This is a genomic window from Micromonospora solifontis (genome assembly GCF_003725545.1).
In the GTDB taxonomy this organism is placed as follows: Bacteria; Actinomycetota; Actinomycetes; order Mycobacteriales; family Micromonosporaceae; genus Micromonospora; species Micromonospora solifontis.
Genome location: NZ_RJLN01000071.1, coordinates 1 through 20,886 on the forward strand (window position 1 = coordinate 1; position 20,886 = coordinate 20,886).

Below are 20,886 nucleotides of genomic sequence, written 5' to 3' on the forward strand. Positions count from 1 at the left end.
CGGGACGGACGCGGCAGGCGGGGCGTGGCCCTCGGCCGGGCGCGGCGGGCGGACGGGCGATGAGCGGCGGGCTGCTGGTCGCCGGCACCACCTCCGACGCCGGCAAGAGCGTGCTCACCGCCGGGATCTGCCGGTGGCTGCGCCGCCGGGGGGTGCGCGTGGCGCCGTTCAAGGCGCAGAACATGTCCAACAACTCGGCGGTGGTGGTCGGCCCGGACGGGCGCGGCGGCGAGATCGGTCGGGCCCAGGCGATGCAGGCCGCCGCCTGCGGGATCGCCCCGGACCTGCGGTTCAATCCGGTGCTGCTCAAGCCGGGCAGCGACCACGCGAGCCAGGTGGTGCTGCTCGGCGAGGCGGTCGACACCGTCACCGCGGGCAACTTCCGGCAGTTGCGGCCCCGCCTGGCGGAGACGGCCTACGCGGCCCTCGCCGAGCTGCGGACCGCGTACGACGTGGTGATCTGCGAGGGGGCCGGTAGCCCGGCCGAGATCAACCTGCGGGCCGGGGACTACGTGAACATGGGCCTGGCCCGGCACGCCGGGCTGCCCACGATCGTGGTCGGCGACATCGATCGGGGCGGGGTGTTCGCCTCGATGTTCGGCACCGTGGCCCTGCTCGACCCGGCCGACCAGGCCCTCGTCGCCGGCTTTGTGATCAACAAGTTTCGCGGCGACCGTGGGCTGCTCCAGCCCGGGCTGGACATGCTGCACCGGGTCACCGGGCGCCCCGCGTACGGGGTGCTGCCCTGGGCGCTGGACCTCTGGCTGGACGCCGAGGACTCGCTCGCCTACGGCCGGGTGCTCGGTCGGCCGGCGGCCCCGCGCGGGACCGACTGGCTCGACGTCGCCGTGGTCCGGCTGCCGCGGATCAGCAACGCCACCGACGTCGAGGCGCTCGCCACCGAGCCGGGCGTGCGGGTACGGCTGACCGTCGAGCCGGCCGAGCTGGCCGCCGCCGACCTGATCGTGCTGCCCGGCTCCAAGTCGACCGTGGCCGACCTGGCCTGGCTGCGGGAGACCGGCCTGGCCGACGCCGTGTCGGCGCACGCCGCCGCGGGCCGGCCGCTGCTCGGCATCTGCGGCGGGTTCCAGATGCTGGCCCGGGCGATCCACGATCCGGTGGAGAGCGGACAGGGCACCGTCCCTGGGCTGGGCCTGCTCCCCATCGAGATCACCTTCCACCCGCGCAAGACGGTCCGCCGCACCACCGGCACCGCCGACGGCGACGTCCCGGTGCACGGCTACGAGATCCACCACGGGTACGTCTCCGCCACCGACCCCGGCCTGCCGCCGCTGCTGCGCCACGCCGACGGCACCGGCGAGGGCGCCCGGCTCGGCGCGGTGCACGGCACCCACTGGCACGGCGCCTTCGAGTCCGACGGCTTCCGCCGCCGGTTCCTCACCGAGATCGCCGGGCTGGCCGGCCGGACCGGCTTCAAGGTCGCCCCGGACACCGAGTTCGCCGCCGCCCGCGAGCGGACCCTGGACCTCCTCGGCGACCTGGTCGAGGAACACCTGGACACCGAGGCCCTGTGGCGGCTGGTGGAATCCGGCCCACCGCCGGGCCTGCCGTTCATCCCGCCCGGCGCGCCGGAGTGACCAGCCGACCCCGCCCGCCGGTGTCTGCGCCCGGCATGCGGCAGAGGGCGGTAACCAGCGATCCGGAGACCACGACCTGCCGCAGCGCGAGTCGATCACCTCGGGCGGGGCTCGCCGCGCTGTCCGGCCGGCCGACCGCTCAGTAGCGGACGTCGGCGGGCCGGTCGGACATCGGCAGCCCGGCCTCCTGCCAGCCCTGCACGCCGCCGATCATGTCGGTGGCCCGGCGCAGGCCGAGCGCCTGCAGGCTGGCGGCGGCCAGGCTGGAGCTGTAGCCCTCGCGGCACACCACCACGATCTCGCGGTCGTACCCGTTCGCCTCGGGAATCCGCCAGGCGCTCGCCGGGTCCAGACGCCACTCCAGCACGGTCCGGTCGATCACGATCGACCCGGGCAGCTCGCCCTGCTCCCGCCGCTGCGCGTCGGTGCGCGTGTCGATCAGCAGCGCCCCGGCGCGGACCGCCTCGACGGTCTCGTGCGGGGTGAGTCGGCGGAGCCCGGCCCGGGCCTGTTCCAGCAGGGCGTCGACGCCCGGACACATCACGTCATGGAGCACCACCCGATGATGCCGGCCATCCCGAGGCCCCGCCGGGTGAACGACCGGCCAGCGCGGGGCCGCCGCGACGAAATCCCTCGGAGGCGGTATCCGGCGGCGGCGGACGAGGGCGCGCGCCGCCCCGATCGGGTGTCCTCCGGCCGGGGCGGCGGGCGTCAGGCCGGGTTGACCGCGGCCGCCACCGCCGCCGCGAACTCCTCCGGCGCGTCGAGCATGACGTTGTGCCCGGCGCCGGGGACGGTCACCACCCGCACGCCGGCGGCCGACAGCCCGACCGCGTCGTCAACCGGTTCGCTCTGTCCGCCCTGAACGAACGTCCGGGGCATCGGCAGCCGCTCCAGCAGGTGGCGCATCGTGGGCCGGGTGCCGGCGACGAGCCCCACCGCCGTCCGGTGCAGGCCGAGCGGGTCGGCGAGCCGCATGGTGGCGGCCCACACCGGGCCGACCCGGTCCAGCGTCTCGGCGTAGCCGCCGGCCAGGAAGTCCGACTCGGCGTACCGGGTGATGCCGCTGCTGCCGGCCGTCGACGGTGGGTTCGGGTCGAGGTTCGCCTCGACGAGCACCAGCCGACCGACGAGATCCGGCCGCCGGTGGGCGAGCACGATCGCCACCGCGCCACCCATGCTGTGCGCCACCACGTCCGCGCCGCGTACGCCGGCCGCGTCGAGCGTCGCGGCCAGCGCCGCCGCATGGTCCTCAAGGGTGTAGCCGAACGCGGCCGGCCGGTCGCTCAGCCCGAAGCCGAACAGGTCGACGAAGAGCGACCGGTGCCCGGCCAGCGCGGGGCGGGTGGCCACCGGCACGAAGTACGCCGCCGACGTCGCCCCCAACCCGTGCACGTACACCCGGGCCGGCTCCTCGCCGGCGATCTCGACCCATCGCATCCGGGCCCCGTCCGGGCCCACGATCGCAGCACGCATGACCGACACAATACATCCGCGCCGAGGTATATCGGAACCGGGTTATGATCGGAGGCGTGCTCGAACTCGCGATCCTCGGCTTCCTCGCCGAGCAGCCGCTGCACGGCTACGACCTCAAGCGACGGGTGGCCCAGCTGACCGGGCACGTGCGGCCGATCGCCGACGGCACGCTCTATCCGGCGATCAAGCGGCTCGAACGGGCCGGCTGGTTGACCCGGCGCACCGAACCGGGCAGCCGGGCGGCGCCCCGCCAGATGCTGGTCCTGACCGAGCAGGGCCGTGCCGAGCTCCGACGCCGGCTGACCGAGCCCGAGGAGATGGAGATCAGCGACGAGAACCGCTGGTTCACCGTGCTCGCCTTCCTCCGTCACCTCGACGACCCGGCGGCCCGCGACGCGGTGCTCCGACGCCGGCTGGCCTTTTTGGAAACCCCGAGCAGCTTCTTCTACGACGGGAACCGGCCGGTGCGCGCGGAGGAGTTGGACGACCCGTACCGGCGTGGGCTGCTCACCATCGCCCGGGCCACCAGCCGGGCCGAGCTGGCCTGGCTCCGGGAGACGCTGGGCGGTACGGATTGAGGCCGGTGGCGGTGATCGAGGCGTACGCCGGGCTGGCCCGGCGGGTGCTGGCCGGGCCGGCGCGGTTGGGGCGTACCCGGCTGGTGGCGGTCGACGGGCCGAGCGGCGCGGGCAAGAGCCTGTTCGCGACCCGCCTCGCGGACGCGTTCGCCGCGCTTCCCGGCGGCGACCGGCCGCCGGTGATCCGCACCGACGACCTGCTCGACGGGTGGGACGACCAGCTCACCTTCTGGTCCCGGCTGGAGGAGTGGGTGCTGGATCCGGTCCGCGCCGGGCGTCCGGGGGCGTACCGCCGGTACAGCTGGGTGCGGCGCCGCTTCACGGATCGGCCGGTGCCGGTGCCGGCCGGCCCGGTGCTGGTCGTCGAGGGGGTGAGCGCGGCGCGGGCGCAGGTACGCCCCGAGCTGAGCCTGTCGGTCTTCGTCACCGCGCCCGCGCCGCTGCGGCTCTCCCGCGCGATCGCCCGCGACGGCGCGGAGATCCTGCCCGAGTTGCGCCGCTGGCACGACGGGGAGCGGGCGCACTTCGCCGCCGACGGCACCGAGGTGGCCGCCGACGTCGTGGTCGACGGCGCCCCGGGGCTGCCGCACGACGCGGACCGCTACTACGTCCGCCGCGACGGGCCCGCCGGCGCCCGCGCGCCTGCCGGCGAGGGTCGGGGAGCAGGCTCCGCCGGTGCGGCGCGGTAAGGCCGGCATACGATGCCGGTCATGACCTCACCGATCATGTCCGAGTCCGAGGTGCGGGCCGCCGTCGAGCGCGAACTGCCCGGCGTCCGTGCCGACCTCGAACGCCTCGTCCGCATCCCGGGCATCGCCTTCGAGGGCTTCGACCACTCGCACCTCGAGCGTTCCGCCGAGGCGGTGGCGGAACTGCTGCGCGGCTGCGGCCTCGACACCACGATCGTGCGCTCCGGCGGCCAGCCGGCGGTGATCGGGAAGAAGCCCGCCCCGCCCGGCGCACCCACCGTGCTGATGTACGCCCACCACGACGTCCAGCCGGTCGGCGACCTCTCGCTCTGGCTGTCCGACCCGTTCGAGCCGGTGGAGCGGGACGGCCGCCTCTACGGCCGGGGCGCGGCCGACGACAAGGCCGGCATCATGGCGCACGTCGCCGCGCTGCGCGCCTTCGGCGACCGGCTGCCGGTCGGCGTGGTCCTGTTCATCGAGGGCGAGGAGGAGTACGGCTCGGACTCGCTGGAGCGGCTGCTCGCCGAGCACCGCGAGGAACTGGCCTCCGACGTCATCGTGATCGCCGACTCCACCAACTGGGACGTCGGCGTGCCCGCGCTGACCACCTCGCTGCGCGGCATCGTCAACTGCTTCGTCGAGGTACGCACCCTGGACCACGCCGTGCACAGCGGCATGTTCGGCGGCGCGGTGCCGGACGCGCTGACCGCGCTGGTCAAGCTGCTCGGCACGCTGCACGACGACGCCGGGAACGTGACCGTCGAGGGCCTGGTCGGCCGGGAGAGCGCCAGCGTCGACTACCCGGAGGACCGGTTCCGCGCGGAGGCGGGCCTGGTCGAGGGGGCGGAACTGTTCGGGACCGGCCGGATCACCGACCGGCTCTGGACCAAGCCGGCCCTGGCCATCCTCGGCGTCGACGCCCCGGCCACCGGCGAGGCGCCGAACGCGCTCGTCCCGTCGGCGAAGGCCAAGCTGAGCGTACGGCTGGCGCCGGGCGACGACCCGAAGAAGGCGTACGCGGCGCTGACCGCCCACCTGGAGAAGCACGCCCCGTGGGGGGCGCGGGTGCACGTGACGTTCGAACACGACGGCGCCCCCTGCGTCATCGACGCCACCGGGCCGATGTTCGAGGCGGCGCGGGCGGCCTTCCGGGGCGCCTGGGACGGCACCGACCCGGTCGACATCGGCGTGGGCGGTTCGATCCCCTTCATCGCCACCTTCCAGGAGATGTTCCCGGAGGCGGCGATCCTGGTGACCGGCGTGGAGGACCCGCACGCCCGGGCCCACGGCCCGAACGAGAGCCTGCACCTGGGCGAGTTCGCCCGGGTCTGCCTGGCCGAGGCGCTGCTGCTGGCGAAGGTCGCCGAGGCGGGCGCGAAGCGGAGTTAGGTGTCGGAACCGTAACTTCGGGGTGGATGTCGGAGTTTCCGGTGTGTCGGGCGACGGGGTGTTATAGCCTCTCGAACATGCGTACGAACGACGAGATGGCGCGGCTCCAGGCCGCCGTCAGTGCTCTGGGGGACGTCGACGTCTCCGCGTGGCCCGAGGACACGCTCAAGGAACAGCTCGGCGAGCTTTCCGCCGCGCTGGTCACGCTCGACACGCTGCTGACCCGGGTCGCCGACGAGGTCCGTGCCCGCGGCCTGCGGATCGAGGAGCCGGTCTCGGCCTGACCCGGGACCGGCTCCCGCCCGGACCGTGGCCGGCGGCCCTCGACCCGCCCGGGGGAGGCGGGCCGGGCGGGATGGCCCTGCGTGTCGGTGGTGGCTGGCAGGATGACTTCCGTGCGGTTCCTCGACCTGGCGGCCACCTCCGCCGCGGTGGGCGCCACCAGCGGCCGGCGGGCCAAGGTGGAGCTGCTCGCCGCGGCCCTGCGGTCGCTCGACCCCGGGGAGGTCCCGGCCGGCGCCGGCTACCTCGCCGGGGAGCTGCGGCAACGACAGACCGGGGTGGGCTGGGCGAGCCTGCGTGACCTGCCCCCGCCGGCGGCCGAGCCGACGCTGACCGTCGGCGGGGTCGACGCGGCGGTCGCGGAGATCGCGGCGGTGCACGGCCCCGGCTCCCAGGCACGCCGGCGGGAGCTGGTCGGCCGGCTCTTCGCGGCGGCCACCGCCGACGAGCAGCGGCTGCTGGCCGGCCTGTTCCGCGGTGAGCTGCGCCAGGGCGCCCAGGCTGGGCTGCTCGCCGACGCGGTGGCCCGGGCCGCCGAGGTGCCCGTGGCGGCGGTCCGCCGGGCCCTGCTGCTCGCCGGCGACCTGCGCGCCGTGGCCGTCGCCGCGCTCACCGGCGGCGCCGCGGCGCTGGCCGGGTTCGGGCTGCGGGTCGGTCGCCCGCTGGCCCCGATGCTGGCCCAGAGCGCCCCCACGGTGGACGAGGCGCTCACCGCCACCGGCACGCCGGCGGTGGTCGACGTGAAGCTGGACGGCATCCGGATCCAGGTGCACCGGTCCGGCCAGGACATCGCGGTCTTCACCCGCAGCCTGGACGACATCACCACCCGGCTGCCCGAGGTGGTGGCCGCCGTACGCGCACTGCCCGCCCGCGAGCTGGTGCTCGACGGCGAGGCGATCGGGCTGGACGCCACCGGCCGTCCGCTGCCCTTTCAGGAGACCTCCAGCCGGGCGGCGCGGCGCACCACCCCGAGCACGACCGGGGGCAGCCCGGTGGCGCCCGCGGTGCTCGCCGCCGCCGAGCGGACCGGCGCCACGGTGCTGACGCCGTACTTCTTCGACCTGCTGCACCTCGACGGCGCCGACCTGATCGACCTGCCCGGCCGGGAACGCTGGGCCGCGCTGGCCGGCGCGGTCGACCCGACGCTGCTGGTCGGCCGGGTCGAGGTGGACGACGCCGAGCAGGCCGGCGCGGCGTTCGCCGCCGCGATCGACGCCGGCCAGGAAGGGGTGGTGGTCAAGGACCCGGCCGCTCCCTACGATGCCGGGCGGCGCGGCTCGGCGTGGGTCAAGGTCAAACCCCGGCACACGCTCGACCTGGTCGTGCTGGCCGTCGAGTGGGGCAGCGGCCGGCGGCAGGGCTGGTTGTCCAACCTGCATCTGGGCGCCCGCGATCCGCGCAGCGGCGAGTTCGTCATGCTGGGCAAGACGTTCAAGGGACTCACCGACGAGCTGCTCCGCTGGCAGACCGAGCGCTTCCTCGGCCTAGCCGTGGAGAAGGGGGACTGGGTGGTCCGGGTCCGTCCCGAGCAGGTGGTGGAGATCGCCTTCGACGGGGTGCAGACGAGCAGCCGCTATCCCGGCGGCATGGCGCTGCGGTTCGCCCGGGTGGTGCGCTACCGCGACGACAAGACCGCCGCGGAGGCCGACACGATCGACACCGTCCGGGCCATCCACGAGGGCCGGGTCACCGGCTGAGGCCGCCCGGCGCGGTCGGCGTCGGCGGGGTCAGGCGGAGGTCGGGGCGGCGGGCTCGGCGGCCCGGTCGACCGGCGTCCGGGGCGTGTCCAGGCCGGCCATCCGGCGCGCCTCCCGGCGGGCCACCCAGCCGTAGCCGACCAGGCTCATGCCGGCGAAGAGCCACCACTGCACGACGTACCCGAAGTTCTGCCAGTTGTTGGTGTGCCCGATCGGAACCGCCTGGAACGCCGGGTCGGCGGCCGGCGTCTGCTGGTCGAGCAGCACGTAGCCGCCGGCCACCGGATAGGGGAGCTGCCTGGCGATCCGGGGAACGCTGATCCGCCGGGTCTCCAGCTTGCCCTCGCGCCGGTCGACCGCGCCGCCGCCGCTCTCGCTGGACACCACCCGGCCGGTGACCGTGACGTCGCCGCTCGGGGCGGCCGGGACCTGCGGTTGGGTGGTGGCGCTGCCGCCCGGGGCGGGCGGGATCCAGCCCCGGTCCACCAGCACGGCGCTGCCGTCGGCGAGGACCAGCGGAGTGAGCACCTCGAAGCCGACCTCGTTGTCGACCGTGCGGCCGCGGACCAGGACGACGTTCGCGGTGTCGTACCGGCCGGTGGCGGTCACCCTGGTCCAGGTCAGCCGCTCGGCCGGAGCCGGGCCGGTGCTGCCGGGACCGCCGTTCGGGGCGGGCAGGGCGTCGCGCAGCGGCGCGGGGGCCATGGTGGACCCGGCGTCGATCCGCTCGTTGATCGCCGTACGGCCCCGGTAGCGGTCCAGCTGCCAGTTGCCGAGGAACACCATCAGCGCGGCGGCGACCAGGGTCAGCGCGAGATAGCCCAGCCAGCGCGGGGTCAGCAGGAACCGGTACACGTTTGCCAAGGCTACCCGTGTGAGCGACGCCACCGGCCCGCGCCGGGCCACAAGCCGGCCGGAACAGCGGCCGTCGGTGAGCCGGCGGGAACGGCGACCGGGCCGGCGGGCGGCCGCCACACGTCGGCGCGGGCGGGTATGGTCACGCGGGCGGAAACCACCCCAGACCAGGAGTCGATGATGACCGTCGTGCCGCGCGTCGTGCTCAGCGCGCCCTCCTCGGGGCACGGCACCGGTGCCCTCGCCCTCGGGCTGCTCGCGGCCCTCGCCGACCGGGGGTTGGACGTGGCCGGCGCCAAGATCGGGCCGGACCAGGTGGACGCGGCGTACCTGGGGCTGGCCGGCGGCCGCCCGGGGCGGAACCTGGACCCGCGGCTGGTCGGCCCGGAGCGGGTCGCGCCGCTCTTCGCGCACGGCGCGGCCGGAGCCGACTTCGCGCTGGTGCAGGGCACGATGGGCCTCTACGACTCGGTCGCCGGCCGCCCGGAGACCGAGTCCACCGCCGCCGTGGCCACCACGCTGCGCAGCCCCGTGGTGCTGGTGGTGGACGTGGCCGCGATGGGCCAGTCGGTGGCCGCCCTGGTGCACGGCTTCCGGGCGTACGACGAGCAGCTGTGGCTGGGCGGGGTGATCCTCAACCGGGTGGCCTCGCCCCGGCACGAGGCGATGCTGCGCGAGGCGCTGGACGATGTCGGGGTGCCGGTCTACGGCGCGCTGCGCCGGCACGAGCTGCCCCCGGTGCTGCCCGCCCGCCGGCTGGGGATGGTCCCGGTGGTCCAGCGGGACGGCGAGGCGCTGCGCGGAGTGCGCCGGCTCGGCGAGGCGGTCGCCGCCACCGTCGACCTGGACCGGCTGCTGGGGCTGGCCCGCTCCGCGCCGGAGTTGACGGTCGAGCCGTGGTCACCGGCCCCGGCCGGTGCCCCGCCGACGGGGGAGCGGCCGGTGGTCGCGCTGGCCGGCGGCCCGGGCGGCAGCTACAGCCACCCGGAGGTCGAGGAGTTGCTGCGTGCGGCCGGGGCCGAGGTGGTCATCGTCGATCCGCTGCGCGACGAGGCGCTGCCCGCCGGGACCCGGGCGCTGGTCGTCGGCGGCGGCTTCCCGGAGACGTACGGGGACCGGCTCTCCGCCAACCGCCGGCTCTGCATCGCGGTGGCCGAACTGGCCCGCACCGGCCGGCCGGTGATCGCCGAGGGGGCCGGCCTGCTCTGGCTGGCCCGGGAGCTGGACGGGCTGCCGATGTGCGGGGTGCTCGACGCGATCGGCGCGAGCCGGGACGGCCTGGTGATCGGCTACCGGGAGGCGACCGCCGCGAGCGACAGCGTGGTGGCCCCGGCCGGCGCCACCATGATCGGGCACAAGCAGCACGCCGCCGTGCTCACCCCGCGGGCCGGCGAGCGGGCGGCGTGGAACTGGCCGGGGGGCACCCCGGAGGGCTTCGTCTGGCGGGGCGTGCACGCCTCGCAGCTCGTTCCGCACTGGGCCGCGTACCCGGAGATCGCGGCCCGGCTGGTCGCGGCGGCCGGGGCCCGCGCGGAGGCCCCGGCGTGATCGGGCAGGTGGCCGTCCGCCGCTTCCCGGCGCTGACCGTCTCCACCCCGCGCACCGAGGTACGCCCGCTGGTGGCGGCGGACGCCGAGGCGGTGGACGAGGTGTTCGCCGACCGGCAGACCCAGCGCTGGCTGCCGCTGGCCGACGCCGCCGGGCAGATCGAGGGGCGGGCCTGGTGCACCGAGCTGGCCCGGCAGCGCCGGGACAGCGGGGAGGGCGACCACTACGGGCTGGTCCGCCGGGAGGACCAGCGGGTGGTGGGCTGCCTCTGGACCCGGCGCACCGACTGGGGTGCCCGGCTGACCGAGGTCTCCTACGCGCTCGCCCCGCACGCCCGCGGGTTCGGTCTGGCCGCCGAGGCGGTGGACGCGGTGACCATCGCGCTGATCCTGGAGCACGGGTTCCAGCGGGTCGAGCTGCGGGTCGCGCCCGGGAACGTGGCCTCCCGGCGGGTGGCCGAGAAGGCCGGCTTCAGCTATGAGGGCCTGCTGCGCAACGCGGGCTACGTCCGGGGCGCCCGGGTCGACCTCGAACTCTGGTCCTTCGTCGCCGCCGACCTCCGCTGACCCCGGCCGCCACCCGCACCGGAAAGTCGATCAAGAGGTTTGCGTCGGGAATCGGGCGATCCCGCGCGCAAACCCCTTGATCAACTAACCCGGGCGCACCCCCGGGCGGTCCAGGGTGGGTGCCGGCCGCTCAGCCGACGATCTGGTCGGAGGGTGGGGTGAACTGGCGGACGGGTTGCCCCTTGAGCGCTTCGCGCAGGGTCAGCGCCACCGCGTTCACCGGAACCTCGGACTGCCCGTCACCCACCGCGTTGAACGGGTTGTCCGGGTCGGCGATGAAGCTCGCCGCCGCCAGCTCCGGGGTGAAGCCGACGAACCAGGCGGACCGGGTGCTGTCCGTGGTACCCGTCTTGCCGGCCACCGGGCGGCCGACCGTGCCCCGGACGCTGTCGGCGGTCGACCAGCCCCCGCAGCCCCCCTTGGCCGGGGTGTCGCCGGTGGGGCAACGGGCCGCGTCGGTGGCCGCCCGGGCGGCGTCGGCGCTGACCACCTGCCGGCAGCGCGGCTTCGCGACCTCCCGCTGCACCCCGCCGGGGGTGGTGTACATGGCCGGGGTGCCGTCCCGGTTCATGATCGAGTTCACCGGGATCGCCTCGCAGTACCGCCCCTCGGCGGCGACCGTCGCGTACGCGTTGGCCATCTCCAGCGGGGTGGCGTCGGAGACGCCCAGGGTGAACGCGCCCCACTTCTTCGCCTTCGCCGGCGACGCCTGGTCCTTGTCCACGTCGGTCCGCCAGCGCAGCCCCAGCTGCTCGGCCAGGCGCACCCCCGCGTCCGCCCCGACCTTCTCCTCCAGCTGCACGAAGTACGTGTTCACCGACTTGCCGAAGCCGGACCACATGGTCTGCACGCCGGTCATGGCGCCGCTGGCGTTTGACGGCGCCCAGCCGTCGTACACCGCCGACTTGTAGGTGTACGGCGAGTTGAACGAGGTGGACAGCGTCATCCCGGAGTTGAGCGCGGCGAGCATCGGGAACATCTTGAACGTCGAACCGGCCTGGTAGCCGGGGAGCGTGCCCCCGCCGAGCAGCGGCGCCACCGTGTTCGGGTAGTTCGCCTTGACCTTCGGGCCGGCCTCCGGGTTGGAGCTGGGCCCGTTGTCGCTGAGATTCAGCGAGTAGTTCCGGTTCACCGCCATCGCCTTGATCCGCCCGGTGCCCGGTTCGGCCACCACGATCCCGTTGGCGAACGGGCTGCCGGTGTTGTCCTTGGCGCCCACGTTCTTCTCGGCCGCCGCCTGGATCTTCGGGTCGAGGGCGAGCACGATGCGATAGCCGCCGCGGCGCAGCTTGTCCATCCGTTCCAGCCGGTTGCTCCCGAACGCGGGCTGGGCGCTCCACCAGTTCTTCAGGTAGTCGCAGTAGAAGCCCCAGGTCGGCCGGTACTTCGGGTCCATCGAGGCGCAGTCGTTCGGCGGGGTGGTCAGCCGCAGCTTGATCGGTTCCGCCTTGGCCTGCGCGGCGGCGTCCGGGGACAGGTAGCCGAGGCGGGCCATGTTGTCGAGCACGTAGTTGCGCCGGGCAGTGGCGTCCTTCTGGTCGGAGGTGATCGGGTCGTACTCCGACGGGGACTTGACCAGGCCGGCGAGGGTGGCCGCCTCGACCGGGCTGAGATTGGCCGGCGTCTTGGAGAAGAAGATCTGCGACGCGGCGTAGATCCCGTACGCCCGGTGGCCGAAGTAGGCCGAGTTGAGGTAGCGCTCCAGGATCTGCTCCTTGCTGAGATGCTTCTCGATCTCCAGCGCCATCCGCATCTCCTTGACCTTGCGCAGGCTGGTCTGCTGGGTGGCCTCCTGGACCTCCTTCGGCGTCTTGGCGCTGTCCCGCAGCGCCATCCGGACGTACTGCATGGTCAGGGTCGAGGCGCCCTGGGAGACGCCGCCGGAGCGGGCGTTGGAGACGAAGGCGCGGGCCACGCCCTTCGGGTCGACGCCGTGGTGCTGGTAGAAGCGGTTGTCCTCGGCGGCGACGATCGCCTGCTGGATGTTCGGCGAGATGTCCTCGATCTTGGTGTACTGCCGGTACTCCTCGTAGAACATCGTCAGCACCGTCTTGCCGTCCGGCGCGTAGAGGTACGAGGTCTCGGCGGGTAGCGCGGTCTTCAGGATGTCGGTCTTCTGCTCCACTGCGTGCGCGGTGGCCTTGGCGCCGATGCCGGTGAGGGCGGCGAGCGGGTACGCCGCGGCGGCGACCACGATGCCGGCGATCAGCCCGGCGCGGAGGAGAGGAATGGCACGACCAGCGGAGGCAAGGGGTCGGTTGCTCACGAGGTCAAGCTATGACATTTCCGATTCGGAAATGAGAAGAATTCATAAACGGCCGGACGGTGCACGGGTGGTGACGCGGCCCACGCCGGGATCCGCTGTCCCGGGCGGCGGCTTCCCGGCAGGATCGCGGACATGCGCGCGCAGCTCACCGGGACCGCGCCGGCCGCCGCCGGACCGGTACGACACCTCCCGCCCGGCGCGTCCGACGCCGCGCCGCGACCTGGCGCCGTCGAGCCCGACCTCGGGCACCACGGGGACGTCGAGGCGACCCCCGGACTGATCGACCTGGCGGTCAACGTCCGCCGCGCCCCGATGCCCGACTGGCTGGCCGATCCGCTGGTCGACGCCCTGGGTCGGCTCGCCGCGTACCCGGACCCCGGCCCGGCCCGGGCCGCCGTCGCTCACCGGCACGGGCGACCCCCGGAGGAGGTACTCCTCACCGCCGGCGCGGCCGAGGGTTTCGTGTTGCTCGCCTGGGCGCTACGGGACGCCCGCCGGCCGGTGGTGGTGCACCCGCAGTTCACCGAGCCGGAGGCGGCGCTGCGCGCCGCCGGCCACCCCGTCGAGCGGGTGCTGCTCGACCCGGCCGAGGAGTTCCGGCTCGACCCGGCCCGGGTGCCCGCCGACGCCGACCTGGTGATGATCGGCAATCCCACGAACCCCACCTCGGTGCTGCACCCCGCCGAGGCGCTCGCCGCGCTGGCCCGTCCCGGCCGGGTGCTGGTGGTCGACGAGGCGTTCGCCGACACCACCCTCGCCCCGGGCGTCGACGGCGAGCCCGAGTCCCTCGCCGGCCGCCGCGACCTGCCCGGCCTCGTGGTGGTCCGCAGCCTCACCAAGACCTGGGGGCTGGCCGGGCTGCGGATCGGCTACCTGCTCGGCGACGCCGCCCTGCTCGCCCGCTGCGCCGAGGCCCAACCGCTCTGGGCGGTCTCCACCCCGGCGCTGGCCGCGGCGACCGCCTGCGCGACCCCGGCCGCCGTGGCGGCGGAGCGCGCCATCGCCGCCGGGCTCGCCGCCGACCGCGAGCACCTGGTGGCCCGCCTCTCCGGCCTGCCCGGCGTACGCGTCGCCGGCCGGCCGGCCAGCGCCTTCGTCCTCGTCCACCTGCCCGGTGCCGCCGCCGTCCGGGAGCGGCTGCGCGAGCGCGGCTGGGCGGTACGCCGGGGCGACACCTTCCCCGGGCTCGGCCCGGACTGGCTGCGGATCGCGGTGCGCGATCCGGCGACGACCGACGCGTTCACCGACGTGCTGGCGGAAATCCTGGAGGCATGATGTTGGAGTCCACCGTCGCGGCGATCCGTCCGCTCGACGAGGCCGCCATGGCGGCCGCCCGCGAGCTGCAGGGCCGGCTGACCAAACCCGCCGGCTCGCTCGGCGCCCTGGAGCCGCTCTCGGTCCGCCTCGCCGGGCTGGCCGGCGGCTGCCCGCCGCCGCTGCCCGAGCCGGCCGCGGTGGCGATCTTCGCGGGCGACCACGGCGTGCACGCCCAGGGCGTCACCCCCTGGCCGCAGGAGGTCACCGCGCAGATGATCGGCAACTTCCTGGCCGGCGGCGCGGTGGTCAACGCGTTCGCCCGGCAGGCCGGCGCCTCGGTCACCGTGGTGGACGTCGGCGTGGCCACCCCGCTGCCGGCGGACGGGGGCGGCGATCCGGCCGGTCCCCGGCTGGTCCGGGCGAACGTGCGGACCGGCACCCGGGACCTGACCGTCACCGCCGCGCTGACCCGGGACGAGGCGCGGACGGCCGTGCAGACCGGCATCCGGGTGGCCGGCGAACTGGTCGATGGCGGCGCCGGGATCCTGATCACCGGGGACATGGGCATCGGCAACACCACGCCGGCCGCCGCGCTGATCGCCGCGTTCACCGGCGTCGACCCGGCCGAGGCGACCGGGCGCGGCACCGGGGTGGACGACGAGACGTACGCCCGGAAGGTCGACGTGGTCCGGGCGGCGCTGAACCGGCACACCCTCGACCCGGCCGACCCGCTGGGCGTGCTGGCCGCCGTCGGCGGGCTGGAACACGCCGCGCTGTGCGGGCTGATCCTGGGCGCCGCCGCCCGCCGGGTGCCGGTGCTGCTGGACGGGGTGATCGCGGTCAGCGCCGCGCTGGCCGCCGCCGCGTTCGCGCCGGACGCGGTCGGCGCCATGGTCGCGGGGCACCGCTCGGCGGAACCGGGCGCCACGGCGGCGCTGCGGCACCTCGGCCTCGACCCGCTGATCGACCTCGGGCTGCGCCTCGGCGAGGGCACCGGTGCGCTGCTCGCGCTGCCGGTGGTCACCGGCGCGGTCCGGGTGCTGCACGAGGTGGCCACCTTCGACGCGGCGGGAGTGGCGGAGAAGTGAGCGCCAGTCCGTACCCGCTCGGGCTGCGGCTGGCCGGGCGGCGCGTGGTCGTGGTGGGCGGGGGAGCGGTGGCCACCCGGCGGGTGCCGGCGCTGCTCGACGCCGGCGCGGACGTCCTGCTGGTCTCGCCGGAGCTGACCCCGGCGCTGCGCGCCCACGTCGACGCCGGCCGGCTGCACTGGGAGCCGCGCCGGTTCACCCCCGACGACCTGGACGGCGCCTGGCTGGTCCAGGTGGCGGTGGACGACCGGGCCGCCGCGGCCGCGGTGAGCGCCGCCGCCGCCGAGCGCCGCATCTTCTGCGTACGGGCCGACGACCGGGCGGCCGCCACCGCGTGGACTCCGGCGGTCACCCGGCACGGCCCGGTCACCGTCGCGGTGCTCGGTGGCGGCGACCCCCGCCGCGCGATGTCCGTCCGCGACGCGATCCGCGACCTGCTCGGTGCAAGGAAGGGCACCCTCTTAACGCCTGCGGTAGAGGAGGGGTCCCCTGTTAACACCCCGGGCCGGGTGGCGCTGGTCGGGGCGGGGCCGGGCGATCCCGAGCTGATCACGCTGAAGGGCTGGCGGTTGCTCACCGCGGCGGACGTGGTGGTCGCCGACCGGCTCGTCCCGGGGCTGCTCCTCGACGAGCTGCGCCCCGACGTCGAGCTGGTCGACGCCTCGAAGATCCCGTACGGGCCGTCCCGCGCCCAGGAGGAGATCAACCGGATCCTGGTGGACCGCGCCCTGGCCGGGAAGGCCGTGGTACGGCTCAAGGGCGGCGACCCGTACGTCTTCGGCCGGGGCGGCGAGGAGCTGCTGGCCTGTGCCGCGGCGGGCGTGCCGGTGACCGTGGTGCCCGGGGTGACCAGCGCCGTCGCCGTGCCCGCGGTGGCCGGGGTGCCGGTGACCCACCGGGCGGTGGCGCACGAGTTCACCGTGGTGTCCGGGCACGTGGCCCCCGACTCGCCGGCCTCGCTGGTCCGCTGGGAGTCGCTCGCCGGCCTGCGCGGCACCCTGGTGATCCTGATGGGCCTGAAGAACCTGGCCGCGATCAGCGCCACGCTGATCGCCCACGGGAAACCGCCGGCGACCCCCGCGGCGGTGATCCAGGAGGGCACCACCAGTGGCCAGCGGACCCTCCGTTCGACCCTGGGCGCGGTGGACGCCGACGTCGTCGCCGCCGCGCTGCGCCCACCCGCCATCGTGGTCATCGGCGACGTGGTCGACGCGCTGGCCGGCGGACCGGCGGACACCTGAGTCGCCCGCCCCGGCGCCGGCCCGCTTCGGGCGTTCGCTCGTGGCCCCCGGCGTCGGGGCGAGGCCTGTGCGCGACGCCCCGCCCGTGGGCGGTCCGCGGCGCCGACCCACCGACTCGCGCGCCCTCGCCGGCCGGAAGCACTCCGGTCCGCCTTTGCTCTGCTTCAACCCACGCAACAGTTCCGGGCCGTCTGTGTTGCGCCCGTTGTAGCAGAGCAAAGGCAGTGGGGGAGACGGTCGGGGCCCGGAGCCGGTGTGGCGATGTGAACGGCGACGGCGGCGGAGAACCGAGGTCCTCCGCCGCCGTCGGCGCCACCGTCAGCTCACTGCTTGAGCATGTTGTCCAGCAGCAGGGCGCAACGGATCAGACCCAGGTGGCTGTAGGCCTGCGGGTGGTTGCCCAGACCGCGCTCGGCCAGCGGGTCGTACTGCTCCGGGAGCAGCCCGGTCGGACCCGCCGTGTCGATCATCTGGGCGAACAGCTCCTCCGCGTCGGTCCGCCGGCCGGTGCGCAGGTACGCCTCGATCAGCCAGGACGTGCAGATGTGGAAGCCGCCCTCCCGGCCGGGCAGGCCGTCGTCCCAGTGGTACCGGTAGACGACCGGGCCGCTGCGCAGCTCAGCCTCGATCTTCAGCACCGTGGACAGGAAGCGCGGGTCGTCGCCCGGGAGCAGCCCCGACAGGCCGATCCAGAGCGACGAGGCGTCCATCTCGTCGTGCCCGTACGCGACGCTGTAGGCCTCGGCCTCCTCGTGCCAGCCGTGCTCCAGCACGTTGGACCCGATCCGGTCGCGCAGCTCCACCCACTCCGGCCGGTCCTCGTGCCCGTGCTGCCGGACCACGTGCAGCGCCCGGTCCACGGTCATCCAGCACATGACCTTCGAGAAGATGTGGTGCCGCGGGGTGAGGCGGGCCTCCCAGATGCCGTGGTCGGGCTCGTGCCAGCGGCGGCGGACCGCCTCGACCATGTTGTCCAGCACCCGCCACTCGTCGTCCCGGACCGAGCCCCGGGCGTCGGCCACCGCGGCGATCAGGTCCGCGATCGGACCGAACACGTCGAGCTGGAGCTGGTGGTTGGCGAGGTTGCCGACCCGGACCGGCCGGGAGCCGGCGTACCCGGGCAGGGTGTCGATGACCGCCTCGGCGCCCAGCTCGTAGCCGTCGACGGTGTAGAGCGGGTGCAGCCGCTCGGGGTGCCCGCCGGTCCGCTCGACCACGCCGTCGATCCAGCGCAGCAGCGCCTCCGCCTCCTCGGTGGAGCCGAGGTCGACCAGGGCCCGCGCGGTCATCGCCGCGTCGCGCAGCCAGCAGTAGCGGTAGTCCCAGTTCCGCACGCCGCCCAGCTCCTCGGGGAGCGAGGTGGTCGCCGCGGCGAGGATCGAGCCGGTCGCCTCGTGGCAGAGCCCGCGCAGGGTGAGCGCGCTGCGGGCCACCAGGTCCCGGGCGGTGCCGGGCAGCCGCAGCCCGGCCACCCAGTCCTTCCACGGCTGCTCGGCCGACGTCTGCCGCTCGTGGACCGGCACGTGGTGGTGCTCCAGGCTCTGCGTGCCGAAGCGCAGCTCCAGCACCACCTGGCCGCCCGCGGCCGAGAGGTCCACCACCGCCCTGGCGGACTCGTAGCCGCCGTCGTTGGTGACGTTCCACTCGACCCCGGGGGAGTAGAGCGCGACCGGCTCGTTGGAGCCGAGCACCAGCAGCCCGTCGTCCAGCGGCTGGAGCTGCACCTGGACCTGGCCGAACTCGGGGCGCGGGGCGAACTCGATCCGGGCCCGGCCGGTGCCGCTGAGCAGCCGTACCAGGGTCGAGTCGCCGGTGACGACGGCCTCGCCGTCCGGGGTGGTCTCCCGGGCCGGCAGGTCCAGCCAGTCGGTGACGGTCAGCCCGGACCAGCGGGTCTCCACGGTCATCGTGCCGCTGCGGTACCGCTGGCCGAGCGGGATGCCGCCGCGCTCCGGGCCGACGGTGAAGTGGCCGGCCGGGCTGCCGCCGACCAGGTCGGCGAAGATCGCCGCCGAGTCGGGCTTCGGATGGCAGAGCCAAGTGATCTTGGCTTCCGGGGTGACCAGCGCGACGGTCCGCCCGTTGGCCAGCATCGAGTGCCGCTCGATCGGCACCGCCCGCTCGCCGAAGAGCCAGTGCCGGCGGGTCTCCAGCAGCAGGCCCAGCGCCCGGGCCGCCTCGATCGGCTCGGCCACCCGGTAGTCCGCCTGGGTGTCGCCCGGGCCGATCTTGATGCCGACGTCCGGGCCGTGCAGGTTGCCGAAGGCGTTCTCGTCGGTGACGTCGTCGCCGATGAAGAGCACCGCGCTGGCGGCGAGCTGGGTCCGGAGCTGGTCCACGGCGGTGCCCTTGTGGGTGGCGACCACCGACAGCTCGATGACCTCCTTGCCCTGGGTGACGGTCACGTCGTCCCAGGTCGCCGGGCCGCTGCGGACCGCCTCGACGGCGGACGCGGCGATCTGCGGGTCCACCCCGCGGGTGTGCACGGCGACGCTGGCCGGCTTGCGCTCCAGCCGTATCCCCGGGTGGACCGCGGCGATCTCGCGCAGCGTGTCCCGCAGGCGGGTGCGCACCGCGATCAGCTCGGGGGTGAGCCGCTCGACGAAGCCGATGTCGAACTCGGAACCGTGGCTGCCGACCAGGTGGACCTCGCTGGGCAGCCGGGAGAGCGTGGCCAGGTCGCGCAGCGCGCGGCCGGAGACCACCGCGACGCTCGTCTGCGGCAGCGACGCCAGCGCGCGCACCGCGGCCACCGACTCGGGCAGCGGTACGGCCTTGCTCGGGTCCTCGACGATCGGCGCGAGGGTGCCGTCGTAGTCGCAGGCGACCAGGAGCTGCGGGACGCGGGCGATCCGACCGATGGCCGCGCGCAGCTCGGGATCCAGCACCCCGCCGTGCGGGGTGGTGGTGGCGGGAACACTCACGCAGCGGCCTCCGCATCGGGCACGCCGAGCTCGGTCAGGAAGGACTTGGCCCAGTGCCCCACGTCGTGGGTGCGCAGATGGCGCTGCATGATCCGCATGCGGCGGCGGGCTTCGGGCCGCTCGACGTGCACGGCGCGCAACAGCGCGTCCTTCACTGCGTCGGGGTCGTGCGGGTTGCACAAAAAGGCCTGGCGCAGCTCGGTGGCGGCGCCGGCGAACTCACTGAGCACGAGCGCGCCGCCCTGGTCGGCGCGCGATGCGACGTACTCCTTGGCCACCAGATTCATTCCGTCTCGCAGCGGGGTCACCATCATCACGTCGGCCGCGACGTACATCGCGGCCAGTTCGGAGCGACTGTACGACTGATGCAGATAATGCACCGCCGGCACGCCGACCCGTCCAAATTCACCATTAATCCGACCGACCTCGCGCTCGACCTTCACCCGAAGTGCCTGGTAGTGCTCCACGCGCTCGCGGCTCGGGGTGGCCACCTGCACCATAACCGCGTCGGGAACTGTCAACTTTCCGTCAGCGAGGAGTTCCCGGAAGGCCTTGAGTCGGAGCTCGATGCCCTTGGTGTAGTCCAGCCTATCGACACCCAGGATGATCGTCCGGGGGTTCCCCAGCTCCTCGCGGATCTGCTTGGCCCGCGCCTGGATCGTCGGGTCTGCGGCCATCCGCTCCATCTCGCTGGTGTCGATGGAGATGGGGAACGCGCCCGCCTTCACCTGCCGGCCGTCGACCTGGATCATCTGCCCCTCGTACCGCAGGCCGAGCAGGTGGCGGGCCAGCCGGACGAAGTTCTGCGCGGCCAGCCGCTGCTGGAAGCCGACCAGGTCGGCGCCGAGCAGGCCGCGCAGGATCTCGGTGCGGAAGGGCATCTGCATGAACAGCTCGATCGGCGGGAACGGGATGTGCAGGAAGAACCCGATCCGCAGGTCCGGCCGCAGCTCGCGGAGCATCGCCGGGACCAGCTGGAGCTGGTAGTCCTGCACCCAGACCGTCGCGCCCTCCGCCGCCACGTCCGCCGCGGCCTCCGCGAACCGGGCGTTGACCAGCCGGTACGCCTCGCGCCAGCGGCGCTTGTAGGCCGGGGTCTCCACCGCGTCGTGGTAGAGCGGCCAGATCGTCGCGTTGGACTGCCCCTCGTAGTAGCGCTCCAGCTCCTCGGCGCTCAGCGGCACCGGGTGCAGCCGGATGCCCTCCAGGTCGAACGGCTCGGGAGCCGCGCCGGTGCCGCCCGCCCAGCCGACCCAGGTGCCCTTGTGCTCGGCGAGGACCGGGTGCAGTGCGGTGACGAGCCCGCCGGGACTGCGCCGCCACTGCCGTCCCTCGGGTGTGCTCACCTCGTCGACCGGCAGTCGGTTCGCCACAACGACAAAGGAGCTACGGACGGTCACGATCGGCCACCTCCGGGTGCTGACGGGTCCAC

At 74.7% G+C, this 20,886-nt stretch carries 16 protein-coding genes and 1 pseudogene; 11 read left to right on the forward strand and 6 right to left on the reverse strand.

The features are described from left to right. Positions 1-59 precede the first annotated feature (59 nt). Positions 60-1,598 (forward strand): cobyric acid synthase, encoded by a 1,539-nt coding sequence (locus tag EFE23_RS20990; protein WP_123242654.1) that lies wholly within the window; start codon positions 60-62, stop codon positions 1,596-1,598. Between the two features lie 139 nt (positions 1,599-1,737). Here EFE23_RS20990 and EFE23_RS20995 read toward each other — a convergent pair whose 3' ends face one another. Together EFE23_RS20995 and EFE23_RS21000 are read right to left on the reverse strand one after the other, a co-directional pair. Next, complete coding sequence (locus EFE23_RS20995) at positions 1,738-2,139, reverse strand: rhodanese-like domain-containing protein (protein ID WP_123242655.1); 402 nt, start codon at positions 2,137-2,139, stop codon at positions 1,738-1,740. Positions 2,140-2,309: 170 nt separating this feature from the next. Next, positions 2,310-3,074, reverse strand: a complete 765-nt coding sequence (locus tag EFE23_RS21000) for an alpha/beta fold hydrolase (protein WP_123242673.1) — start codon at positions 3,072-3,074, stop codon at positions 2,310-2,312. A gap of 56 nt (positions 3,075-3,130) precedes the next feature. Here EFE23_RS21000 and EFE23_RS21005 point away from each other — a divergent pair, with 56 nt between their 5' ends. The 5 genes and pseudogenes from EFE23_RS21005 (at position 3,131) to EFE23_RS21025 (ending at position 7,709) form a co-directional block, all read left to right on the forward strand. Beyond that, entirely contained in the window at positions 3,131-3,652 is a 522-nt protein-coding gene (locus EFE23_RS21005; protein WP_123242674.1) for a PadR family transcriptional regulator, read from the forward strand. Positions 3,653-3,666: 14 nt separating this feature from the next. Then, positions 3,667-4,388 (forward strand): annotated as a pseudogene (locus tag EFE23_RS21010) (uridine kinase family protein); the annotation flags it as partial. Next, the gene (locus tag EFE23_RS21015; protein ID WP_199737162.1) at positions 4,378-5,730 is read left to right on the forward strand and encodes a dipeptidase; all 1,353 of its coding nucleotides are present in this window, start codon (positions 4,378-4,380) and stop codon (positions 5,728-5,730) included. The pseudogene EFE23_RS21010 and the gene EFE23_RS21015, both read left to right, overlap by 11 nt. A 77-nt stretch (positions 5,731-5,807) precedes the next feature. Continuing rightward, positions 5,808-6,014 carry a hypothetical protein gene (locus EFE23_RS21020; RefSeq protein WP_123242657.1) on the forward strand — a complete coding sequence of 69 codons (207 nt, stop codon included), beginning with the start codon at positions 5,808-5,810 and terminating at the stop codon, positions 6,012-6,014. A gap of 102 nt (positions 6,015-6,116) precedes the next feature. Next, on the forward strand, positions 6,117-7,709 hold the full coding sequence (locus tag EFE23_RS21025; protein WP_204335219.1) for an ATP-dependent DNA ligase: 1,593 nt from the start codon (positions 6,117-6,119) through the stop codon (positions 7,707-7,709). Between the two features lie 30 nt (positions 7,710-7,739). Here the strand turns inward: EFE23_RS21025 and EFE23_RS21030 are convergent, their stop codons facing one another. Continuing rightward, positions 7,740-8,564, reverse strand: coding sequence for an SURF1 family cytochrome oxidase biogenesis protein (locus EFE23_RS21030; RefSeq protein ID WP_123242659.1), 825 nt, complete (start codon positions 8,562-8,564; stop codon positions 7,740-7,742). Positions 8,565-8,744: 180 nt separating this feature from the next. Here EFE23_RS21030 and EFE23_RS21035 point away from each other — a divergent pair, with 180 nt between their 5' ends. Further along, on the forward strand, positions 8,745-10,112 hold the full coding sequence (locus EFE23_RS21035; protein WP_123242660.1) for a cobyrinic acid a,c-diamide synthase CobB: 1,368 nt from the start codon (positions 8,745-8,747) through the stop codon (positions 10,110-10,112). Then, positions 10,109-10,678, forward strand: a complete 570-nt coding sequence (locus EFE23_RS21040; protein ID WP_123242661.1) for a GNAT family N-acetyltransferase — start codon at positions 10,109-10,111, stop codon at positions 10,676-10,678. Before EFE23_RS21035 ends, EFE23_RS21040 begins: the two co-directional genes overlap by 4 nt. A 130-nt stretch (positions 10,679-10,808) precedes the next feature. On the opposite strand, the gene EFE23_RS21045 is transcribed toward EFE23_RS21040, so the two are convergent. Next, on the reverse strand, positions 10,809-12,944 hold the full coding sequence (locus EFE23_RS21045) for a transglycosylase domain-containing protein (RefSeq protein WP_123242662.1): 2,136 nt from the start codon (positions 12,942-12,944) through the stop codon (positions 10,809-10,811). A 132-nt stretch (positions 12,945-13,076) separates the two neighbouring features. Between EFE23_RS21045 and cobC the strand changes: the two genes are divergently transcribed. From cobC to cobA, 3 genes are read left to right on the forward strand one after another with little or no spacing between them, the layout of a single operon-like run. Continuing rightward, positions 13,077-14,219, forward strand: a complete 1,143-nt coding sequence (gene cobC / locus EFE23_RS21050) for an Rv2231c family histidinol phosphate aminotransferase CobC (RefSeq protein WP_123242663.1) — start codon at positions 13,077-13,079, stop codon at positions 14,217-14,219. Next, on the forward strand, positions 14,219-15,289 hold the full coding sequence (cobT, locus tag EFE23_RS21055) for a nicotinate-nucleotide--dimethylbenzimidazole phosphoribosyltransferase (RefSeq protein WP_123242664.1): 1,071 nt from the start codon (positions 14,219-14,221) through the stop codon (positions 15,287-15,289). Before cobC ends, cobT begins: the two co-directional genes overlap by 1 nt. Continuing rightward, positions 15,286-16,530: a uroporphyrinogen-III C-methyltransferase gene (cobA, locus tag EFE23_RS21060; RefSeq protein WP_123242665.1), complete on the forward strand. Its 1,245-nt coding sequence runs from the start codon at positions 15,286-15,288 to the stop codon at positions 16,528-16,530. The genes cobT and cobA overlap by 4 nt, the downstream gene beginning before the upstream one ends. A 323-nt stretch (positions 16,531-16,853) precedes the next feature. On the opposite strand, the gene otsB is transcribed toward cobA, so the two are convergent. Both otsB and EFE23_RS21070 read right to left on the reverse strand, forming a co-directional pair. Next, complete coding sequence (gene otsB / locus EFE23_RS21065) at positions 16,854-19,454, reverse strand: trehalose-phosphatase (RefSeq protein WP_123242666.1); 2,601 nt, start codon at positions 19,452-19,454, stop codon at positions 16,854-16,856. Further along, positions 19,451-20,854, reverse strand: a complete 1,404-nt coding sequence (locus EFE23_RS21070) for an alpha,alpha-trehalose-phosphate synthase (UDP-forming) (protein ID WP_123242667.1) — start codon at positions 20,852-20,854, stop codon at positions 19,451-19,453. Before EFE23_RS21070 ends, otsB begins: the two co-directional genes overlap by 4 nt. Positions 20,855-20,886: the final 32 nt, after the last annotated feature.